This is a genomic window from Actinomadura rubrobrunea NBRC 15275, from assembly GCF_001552235.1.
In the GTDB taxonomy this organism is placed as follows: Bacteria; Actinomycetota; Actinomycetes; order Streptosporangiales; family Streptosporangiaceae; genus Spirillospora; species Spirillospora viridilutea.
Map to the genome: position 1 here is coordinate 1 of NZ_BCQU01000145.1, position 8809 is coordinate 8809.

At 76.6% G+C, this 8809-nt stretch carries 8 protein-coding genes and 1 pseudogene; 4 read left to right on the top strand and 5 right to left on the bottom strand.

What is annotated here, in order from left to right:
* The 5 genes and pseudogenes from AR3_RS27705 to AR3_RS27725 form a co-directional block, all read right to left on the bottom strand.
* A pseudogene (locus tag AR3_RS27705) lies at window positions 1–228 on the bottom strand (hypothetical protein); the annotation flags it as partial.
* A gap of 28 nt (window positions 229–256) precedes the next feature.
* Window positions 257–1204 carry a VWA domain-containing protein gene (locus AR3_RS27710; RefSeq protein ID WP_067918402.1) on the bottom strand — a complete coding sequence of 316 codons (948 nt, stop codon included), beginning with the start codon at window positions 1202–1204 and terminating at the stop codon, window positions 257–259.
* Window positions 1201–2193, bottom strand: a complete 993-nt coding sequence (locus tag AR3_RS27715; RefSeq protein WP_067918405.1) for a DUF58 domain-containing protein — start codon at window positions 2191–2193, stop codon at window positions 1201–1203. Before AR3_RS27715 ends, AR3_RS27710 begins: the two co-directional genes overlap by 4 nt.
* Window positions 2190–3380, bottom strand: coding sequence for an AAA family ATPase (locus tag AR3_RS27720; protein ID WP_083952159.1), 1191 nt, complete (start codon window positions 3378–3380; stop codon window positions 2190–2192). The genes AR3_RS27715 and AR3_RS27720 overlap by 4 nt, the downstream gene beginning before the upstream one ends.
* On the bottom strand, window positions 3377–3598 hold the full coding sequence (locus AR3_RS27725) for a hypothetical protein (protein ID WP_067918407.1): 222 nt from the start codon (window positions 3596–3598) through the stop codon (window positions 3377–3379). Before AR3_RS27725 ends, AR3_RS27720 begins: the two co-directional genes overlap by 4 nt.
* Before the next feature lie 361 nt (window positions 3599–3959).
* Here AR3_RS27725 and AR3_RS27730 point away from each other — a divergent pair, with 361 nt between their 5' ends.
* From AR3_RS27730 to AR3_RS27745, 4 genes are all read left to right on the top strand, one after another.
* The gene (locus tag AR3_RS27730; protein WP_067918409.1) at window positions 3960–4514 is read left to right on the top strand and encodes a hypothetical protein; all 555 of its coding nucleotides are present in this window, start codon (window positions 3960–3962) and stop codon (window positions 4512–4514) included.
* A gap of 116 nt (window positions 4515–4630) precedes the next feature.
* Window positions 4631–4870, top strand: coding sequence for a DUF5999 family protein (locus AR3_RS27735; RefSeq protein WP_227023263.1), 240 nt, complete (start codon window positions 4631–4633; stop codon window positions 4868–4870).
* Between the two features lie 406 nt (window positions 4871–5276).
* Window positions 5277–5555, top strand: coding sequence for a hypothetical protein (locus tag AR3_RS27740; RefSeq protein ID WP_227023274.1), 279 nt, complete (start codon window positions 5277–5279; stop codon window positions 5553–5555).
* Between the two features lie 51 nt (window positions 5556–5606).
* A complete protein-coding gene (locus AR3_RS27745) occupies window positions 5607–8777 on the top strand; it encodes an AfsR/SARP family transcriptional regulator (protein WP_067918413.1) in 3171 nt (1056 codons plus the stop codon).
* The last annotated feature ends 32 nt before the right edge of the window (window positions 8778–8809 follow it).

Here is an 8809-nt window from a genome sequence, read left to right on the forward strand (position 1 = left end):
CGCCAGCACGGCGACAGCGACGGCGCGGCCCGGCCCCCGCAGGTGCGGGCCGCGTCCGGGTGCGGCGCCGGGCCGGCCCGGCGCCGCCCACAGGGCCGGCTCCGCCGGGTCGTGGAAGGGGCCGCCGTCCGGGGGACGGGCCGGCATGGGCGGCGGGGCGGGCAGGAAGTCGGGGCCGCGCGGTTCGCCGAGCCCGAACCGGGCGTCCCCGTGCGCTTGGCGGGTCATCATGCTCCTCCGGTGCTCAGGACGGACGTCACGGGAGGCGGGAGAACCACAGCAGGGACCCCGCGGACACGGCGACCGACAGCAGCAGCCCGGCGGCGACGAACCACGTCCAGATCTCCCGACGCTCGACCCGGTAGCCGATGCTGCCGCCGATGTCCTCGTAGACGCGGCGCAGCTCGCCGCCGGACGCGGCTTCGTAGTGGCGGCCGCCGGTCTCCCGCGCCAGGCGTTCCAGCGCGGGCCCGTCCACGGGAACGGGGACGGGCACGCCGTTCTGATACATCACGCCCTCCGGGGTGCCGTAGGCGATCGTCGACACGGGGATCCCGGCGCTCACGGCGCGCCGGGCGGCCTCGTGGGGGCTGCGTCCGGCGGTGTTGGTGCCGTCGGACAGCAGGACGACGCGCCCCGGCGGGGCCTGCTCGCCGAACTGCGCGCCGAACCCGGCGATCGCGTCCAGCGAGACGATCACGCCCTCGCCGATCGCGGTGCGCGGCCCCAGCGTCAGCCGGTCGACGCCGGCGAGCACGGCCCCCCGGTCGGTGGTCGGCGGGACCACCACCGACGCCGTCCCGGAGAAGGCGACCAGGCCGACGTTGAAGCGTTCCGGCAGCTCCTCGACGAAGGCGCGCGCGGCCCGCTTGGCGGCGGTCAGCCGGTCCGGCGCGACGTCGGTCGCCCGCATGGAGTGCGACACGTCGACCGCGAGCATGATCGTGGCCTGCTCGCGCGGCACCCGCACGTCGGCCGTCGGGCGCGCGAACCCGGTGACGAACAGCCCCAGCATGAGCAGGAACGCCGCCGCGGGCAGGTGGCGCCGCCAGCCCGGCCGGGTCGGCGCCACCCTGTCCAACAGCGCCAGGTTGGTGAAGCGCACCGCGTACCTGCCACGCCGCACCTGCGTCACCGCGTAGGCGGCGATCAGGGGGAGCAGCGCGAGCAGCAGGAGGAGCCGCGTCGGTTCGAGGAAGTTCACGGCGCGCCCCCTCCCGGAAAGTCCGCGGGCGAGGCCGCCCCCGCCCGCGGGTGCGGAGCGGCCGCGGCGGTCCTGCGGTGCGCCAGGACGTGCCGGACGAGGTCGCGCATCCAGTCGCCGTCGGTGCGCAGCCGCAGGTGCGCCGCGCCGGCCGCGCGGAGGCCCGCCGCGATCGCCGCGCGCTGCTCGGCGGCGGCGGCCGCGTAGCGTTCGCGCAGGCGGCGGCTCGCCGTGGGGATCTCGCGGCGCCGGCCCGTCTCGGGGTCGACGACGGTGAGCATCCCCACGTCCGGCAGCGTCAGCTCGCGCGGGTCCACGACCTCGACGGCCAGCAGCTGGTGCCGGGCGGCCAGCAGCCGCAGCGGACGCCGCCAGGACTCCACGGGGTCCAGGAAGTCGGAGACCGCCACGACCAGGCCGCGGCGCCGGCCCTCGGTGCGGCGCAGCAGCTCGGCGGCGGCGCCCAGCGACGCGGAGGCGCTCCCGCGGCCTCCCCGTCCGGGGACGCCGCGCGGCGTCGCCAGCAGCGTGCGCAGCAGGCCGAGCAGGTGCGGCCGCCCCGTCCGCGCCGGGACGCGCACCGTGCCGTCGTCGCGCAGGATGCGGGCGCCGACGCGGTTTCCGGTCCGCTCGGTGAGGAACGCGACCGCGGCGACGGCGAACACCGCCAGGTCGCGCTTCTCCAGCCGCCCGGTGCCGAAGTCCATGCTGGCGGTGGCGTCCACCAGCGCCCACGTCTCCAGCTCCCGGTCGGCGACGCGGTCGCGCACGTGCGGGGCGGCGGCGCGCGCGGTCAGGTTCCAGTCCATGGCGCGCACGTCGTCGCCGGGCATGTAGGCGCGGCCCTCGGCGGGCTCGGACCCCGGCCCCGGCAGCAGCCCCAGATGGTCGCCCTGCAGCAGCCCGTCCAGGCGCCGCGTGACGGTCAGCTCCAGCCGGCGCAGGGCGTGTTCGGGCGCCAGGTCCCGGAGGGCGGGGGTCGCGTTCATGCCGCGCGGTCCTCCTTCCCTCCGGAGCCGGTCTCCTCCGGGGCGACGCGAGGCGCGGGCACGGCCGCCACGATCCGGTCGATGATCCACCGGGGGTCGACGCCGTCGGCCAGCGCGTCGAACGACGGCACCAGGCGGTGGGCGAGCACGTCGCCGGCCAGGTCCCGCACGTCCCCCGGCAGCACGTACTCGCGGCCGCGCAGCAGGGCCAGCGCCCGCCCGGCCGCGACCAGCCCGAGGGAGGCGCGCGGCCCCGCGCCGTAGGCCAGCAGGCCCGCGACCTCCGGAACGCCGTGGGCGACCGGGTCGCGGGTGGCCGCCACCAGCCGCACCGCGTACCGCGCCACCTCGTCGTGCACGAACACCCCGGTGGCGGCCTCGCGCAGCGCGTCGACCTCGCCGGTGTCGAGGATCCGGTTCGGCGCGGGCGGCCGCACGCCCATCCGGTAGACGATGGCCAGTTCCTGCGCCTCGGTCGGATAGCCCACGTCGATCTTGAGCAGGAACCGGTCGCGCTGCGCCTCCGGCAGCCGGTAGACGCCCTCGGACTCGATGGGGTTCTGCGTGGCCAGCACCAGGAACGGCCGCGGCACCGGGAACGTGCGGCCCCCGATGCTGACCTGGCGTTCGGCCATCACCTCCAGCAGCGCCGACTGCACCTTGGCGGGCGCCCGGTTGATCTCGTCGACCAGCACCACGTTGGCCATGACCGGCCCGAGCTCGACGTCGAAGCTCTCCGTGGACGGCCGGTAGATGCGGGTGCCGACGACGTCGGCGGGCACCAGGTCGGGGGTGAACTGCAGGCGGGCGAACGATCCGCCGACGACGGCGGCCAGCGTCCGCGCGGCCAGCGTCTTGGCCACGCCCGGGACGCCCTCCAGCAGGCAGTGGCCGCCCGCCAGGACCGCCACCATCATCCGTTCGATCAACCGGTCCTGGCCGACGATCACCCGTGCGACCTCGAACAGCGCGCGTTCGGCGAGCGCGCTCGCGGGCGGCCGGACCCGGTCGGCGTCGATGCGGCCGGCGTCGATGCGGCCGGCCTCCCCCGCCGCGCGCGGGCCGCCGCCGGCCGTGACGAGATCGTCCGCCCACGTGTCCCGCCGCTCCCCCGCCGGGCGCCCCTCGGGACTGCCGTTCCCGTCGTACGGGGTGCCGGGCGGGCCGTGTCTCTCCGGTCCGCTCATCGCGTGTCGGCGGCCTCGCTCGGGGCCTGCCCGTCCCGCCACGGGCAGGCCTCGTCCTTGTGGGCCTGGTCGTCGTACTGGTAGTCGACGATCCGCAGCTCGGTGCGGGCCGGTTGCGGCCCGGTGTCGGCCAGCGCCGCGCCCCCGGCCGCGAGCGCCCCGGCTCCCGCCAGCCCGGCCGCCGCGATAAGGATCTTGGTGCGTCCGCTCAGACTCATGCTCGCCGTCCTCGCTCTCCGGTTCGCGGTGTCCGGCCGTTCCGCCGGACGGCACGGGACGATCACAGCAAGCGGGGGCGAAAGCGAAGTTAAGGACGCCGACGCACCGCCCGCCCCCGAGAGAGATGCGTCACGCCGTCCGCCGCGCGGACGGGGCGTCCGCGCGCGCCGATTCCGCAGGCCGCCGGGGGCGCGCGGGACGGGTCCGGGGTTTCGGACGGCGGTCCCCGCCCGATCCCGCCGAAGATTCTTTTCTGATCGACTTTTCCGTTAACAGCCTTTCTTGTAGCGTTCGCAGCGTTTTGTGGACCGCTTTCCTGATCTTGCCCCTCCGCCCACAAGATCGCGAAAGGAGAACGCGATGGCCACGGCGACAGGCATGGCCGCGGCCGCGCTCCTCGGCCTGCTGACGCTGCTGGCCGCCGCGTGGCTCGCGACCGGACGCGCCCCCCGGCCGTCTGCCGCCCCGGCCGGCGCCGCCGGACCCGCGGACGCCCCCCGCGCGGCCGACCACCCCGAGTCGCTCAGCACCGCCCTCGCCAACGACTGCGAGGAGTATCTGGCCTGGCTGGCCGACCACCTGTGGCCCGACGACGAGTACCTGGACCTGGAGCGGGAGTGGCGCGACGAGCTGGGCGCCGGCGACCTGCCCGCCCCCTACGAGTCGCCGTTGTGCCCGCACTGCCGCCTGCGCCGCGAGGACGTGTGGCCGTGCCCGCACTGCGGCAGGCTGCTGCACCCGACCTGCGGCCACGGAATGCGCCGCCGCCGCGTCGACCGGCCGTATCTCACCTACGGCACCGGGTCCGAGGCCGTCGTCGGCGAATGGATCTGCACGGGCTGCCGGTCGGTGGTGGGCCTGGACGTGGCGGGCGGCGACGAGACGGGAGGCGAAGCGGGCGACATGCTCGCCTGAGCGGTCCGCTAAACGTCCGGCAGGTAAAGAATCCGCCCTTGGCTTGCTGTTTTCGGACGCCGGTCGGCAAACTTCAGGTATGTCCTAAATCACTAGGACGTCCGTGGAGGTTTCCCGTGTCCGCTCACCGTCTGTCGGCCTGCGTCCACCAGCCGCCCTGTCCAGGGCCGGACAGCGTCAACCGCGACGCCGCCCGCATCGTGGCCAGCCATCCCGAGCAGGGCTGGAGCCTCCTGTGCAACGGCATCGTCCTCTTCGAGGACACCGGCGAACTGCTGCCCGACGGCCGTGTGATCGCACCGCACCGCCCCACCGAGCCCCTTCGCCCCGCCGCTGCCGCAGCGATGGTCTCCTGACGCGGGAGCAGGCGAGCGGTCCGCCGCCCGGCGGCGGAGCCCGGCTCACCACCGAACGACTCGTCCGGGTCGAGGCGCCCCGTTCCAGCGGCGCCCGCCCGTCGGCCGTCCGCCTGCCCAAGGCCGAGATCTTCTTCTGACACCGGGGCCCCGGCCGCGCCCGTCGGCCGGGGCCCTGTCGCGTCCGCGGCCGACGACGGCGGGCCCCAGCACCGGCACCGGACGACGCGAAGGCCGGTTGACCTGCTGGAACGCGGCGCGGGCGTACACTTTCACGCATCGCGCCGGCGGCGGCGACGGAGTGTCACGGCATGTCGGTCTCCCCGCCGAAGGACCGAGTCTTGTAGCGTTCCCTTGTTTTGCTCCTTACGCAAGGTTCTTCGCGGAAGGGCGGCGCGGCGTGATCATGGTCATCCTGCTGGTCTCCCTGACCTGCCTGCTGTGGGCCGGCCGGTGGATTCGCCCTGCCGCGCGCCGGAGCGCCCCGCCGCCGGCGCCGCCGACGCCGGGCGCGCCGGACGGGATGTGCGGCCATCCCGAGTCGATGACGGCCGTCCTCGACCCCGCCGACGAGGAGTACCTGGCCTGGCTGGCCGACCACCTGTGGCCGGAGGACGAGTACCTGGACGTCGAGCTGGGCCTGAGCGACGGCGAGGAGGAGGCCGGGGGCGGACTGCGGCGATGACCGGACGCTCGTGAAGCACGGCGGACCGCTCGGTGCGGGAGAATCACCGCCATGCGGTTCGGCGTTCTGGGGCCGGTGGAGGCGCGCCGCGACGACGGGCGCGTCCTGCCCGTCGGGGGACCGCGGGCGCGGGCTCTCCTGGCGCTGCTGCTGCTCGACGCGGGCCGCGTCGTCCCCGCGGAACGGCTCATCGACGGACTGTACGGGGAGCACCCTCCGGCGGGAGCGGCGAACGCGCTGCAGTCCCAGGTGTCGCGGCTGCGCAAAGCCCTGGGCGACGCCGCGCTCGTCGAAGGCACCGCGGCGGGCTACCGGCTGGCCGTCGCCCCGGAGTGCGTGGACGTGCACCGCTTCGAACGCCTCGCACGGGAGGGACGCGACGCCCTGGCCGACGGCGACCATGCCCGCGCCGCCGCGTCCCTGCGCGAGGCCCTCAGCCTGTGGCGCGGTCCGGCGCTGGCGGACGTGCCGCTGCACGGCGGGCACGCCGCGCGCCTGGAAGAGTCGCGCATCGCGGCCGTGGAAGACCACGCCGAAGCCGCGCTCGCGCTGGGCGAGGACGCGTCACTGGTGGCGTCCCTGCGGGAGGTCGTGGACGCGCATCCCCTGCGGGAACGCGCCCGGGGCCTGCTGATGCGGGCCCTGTACGGCAGCGGACGGCAGGCCGAAGCCCTCGCCGTCTACGAGGACGGCCGTCGGATCATCGCCGACGAGCTGGGCGCGGACCCGTCCGCCGAACTGTCCGCCCTGCACCTATCGATCCTGCGCGGTGAGTTGGGGCCGCGTCCCTCCGCCCCCGCCTCCCCGGCCCCTTCCGAGCACGTCGGGCTGCCCGCCCAGCTGACCAGCTTCGTGGGGCGGGAGGAGGAGCTGCGGCAGGTGGGCAAGCTGCTCGCCGAGGTGCGCCTGGTGACGCTGCTGGGGCCGGGCGGGGCCGGGAAGACGCGGCTGGCGGTCGAGGCGGCGGCGCGCGTGCGGGGCCCGGTGTGCTTCGTCGACCTTGCGCCGCTCGGCTCCGGCGCGGAGGTGCCCAAGGCGCTGCTGAGCGCGTTGGGCCTGCGGGAGAGCCCGGTGCGTCCGGAGGCTCCGGGCGAGCCGTCCGAGCATCCCGATCCGGTGGCGCGGCTCGTCGCGGCGCTGACCGGCCGCCGCATGCTGCTGGTCCTGGACAACTGCGAGCACGTGGTCGAGGACGCGGCGCGGATCGTCCATCGGCTGCTCAGCGCGTGCCCCGACCTGCGCGTCCTGGCCACCAGCCGGGAGGCCCTGGGCATCACCGGCGAGTCGCTGCGGCCGGTGCCGCCGCTGGCGGTGCCGCCCGCCGAGCCGGGCGTCCGGCCGAGCGCCGCGGAGGCGCTGCGGTACCCGGCGGTCCGGTTGTTCGCCGACCGCGCCGCGGCGGTGCGGCCCGGGTTCGCCGTGGACGACGCCACCGTCGGCCCGGTCCTGCGGATCTGCGCCGCGCTCGACGGGCTGCCGCTGGCGATCGAGCTGGCCGCGGCGCGGCTGCGCACGCTGCCGGTGGCCGAGGTCGCCGCCCGGCTGGACGACCGGTTCCGCCTCCTGTCGCGCGGCAGCCGCGCCGCCGCGCCCCGGCACCAGACGCTGCGCGCCGTGGTCGGCTGGAGCTGGGACCTGCTGGACGAGGCGGAGCGGCGGCTGGCCCGCCGCCTCACCGTCTTCGCCGGCGGCGTCACGCCCGAGGCCGCGGCGCGCGTCTGCGGCCTGCCCGAACCCGACGCCGACGAGCTGCTGACCGGCCTGGCCGACAAGTCGCTGCTGCAGCCGGAACCGGCCGCCGCGGGCGTCCGCTACCGCATGCTCGAGACCGTCCGGGCGTTCTGCGCGGAACGGCTGGAGGAGGCGGGCGAGCGGGACCGGATGCGCCGCGCCCACGCCGAGTACTTCCTGGAGCTCGCGCGGACCGCCGACCCGCACCTGCGCGGCCCGGCGCAGCTGGAGTGGCTGGCCCGGCTGGCCGCCGAGCACGGCAACCTGCACGCGGCGCTGCGCCGCTGCGTGCGCGCGGACCCGCCCCTGGCGCTGCGGCTGGTGGCGGCGCTGTCGTGGTACTGGTGGCTGCGCGGCCGCGTCGAAGGCGCGGTGCTGGCCGCCGAGCTGCTGCGCGCGATCGGCGCCGTCCCGCCGGAGGGCCTGGAGGAGGAGTTCGTCGCCTGCGTCGCCAACGCGGTGACGGGCGGGGCCGTGACCGGCGCGGACGCCGACCCGCTCCTGAGGGCGGCGTCGGCGGCGCTGCCGCGCCTGGGCCGCGAGCTGCGCCATCCCGCGACGCTGGTGCTGTGGGCGCTGACCAGGGGGCCGGTCGACGAGGACCCCGAGGCGTACGAGCGGATCATCGGCTCGGATCCGTGGACGTCCGCGCTGGTGCGCATGAGCGAGGCGTACGTGCTGCAGTTCGGCTCGCGGATGGCGGCGTCCGAGGCCGAGGCGGAGGCGGCGCTGGCCGGGTTCCGGGCGGTGGGCGACCGGTGGGGCATGGCCAACTCCCTGGACCTGCTGGCGCAGCTGGCCGCCTGGCGGGGCGACCGCGAGCGCGGCAGGCGCCTGCTGAACGAGGCCCTCGACCTGCTCGAACCGCTCGGCGCCCTGGAGGACACCTCCGACCTGCTGTGCCGCCGCGGGGAGCTGTCCCTGCAGGACGGCGACGCGGCCGCGGCCGTCGCGGACTTCACCGCGGCCGTCGAGCTGGCCCGCCGGTCGGGCGCCCCCGACAAGATCGCGGCGGGGTACCACGGGCTCGGCGACGCGGCGCGGCTGCGCGGCGACCTGGCCGAGGCGCGCCGCCATTACGAGGCGGCGGTGCACGCGTTCGGCAGCGAGCGGTTCCTCGCCCAGGCCACGCGGGCGGCGGCGCACGTCGGGCTCGGCTGGGTGGCCGCGTCCGAGGGCGACCTGGAGGCGGCGCGGCGCCTGCACCGGCGGGCGCTGGACATGTCGTTCGACCACGCCATCTTCATGCAGCGCGCGGAGGCGGTCGTCGGCCTGGCGGGCGTCGCGCTGCGGGAGGGCGACGCCGAACGGGCCGCCTTCCTGCTCGGCGCCGCGGCCGCCCTCCAGAGCGGCGCGGCGGCCCGCACGCCCGACGCCGCACGGGTCACCGCCGAAGCGCGCGAGCTGCTCGGCGAGGCCGCCTTCTCCGCCGCCTTCGCGCGGGGCGCGGCCCTGACGCCCGACGAGGCCCTCGCCGCCGCCCACGCCTGACGTCTTCCGCCCGGCCGCGCGCGGCCGCCGGG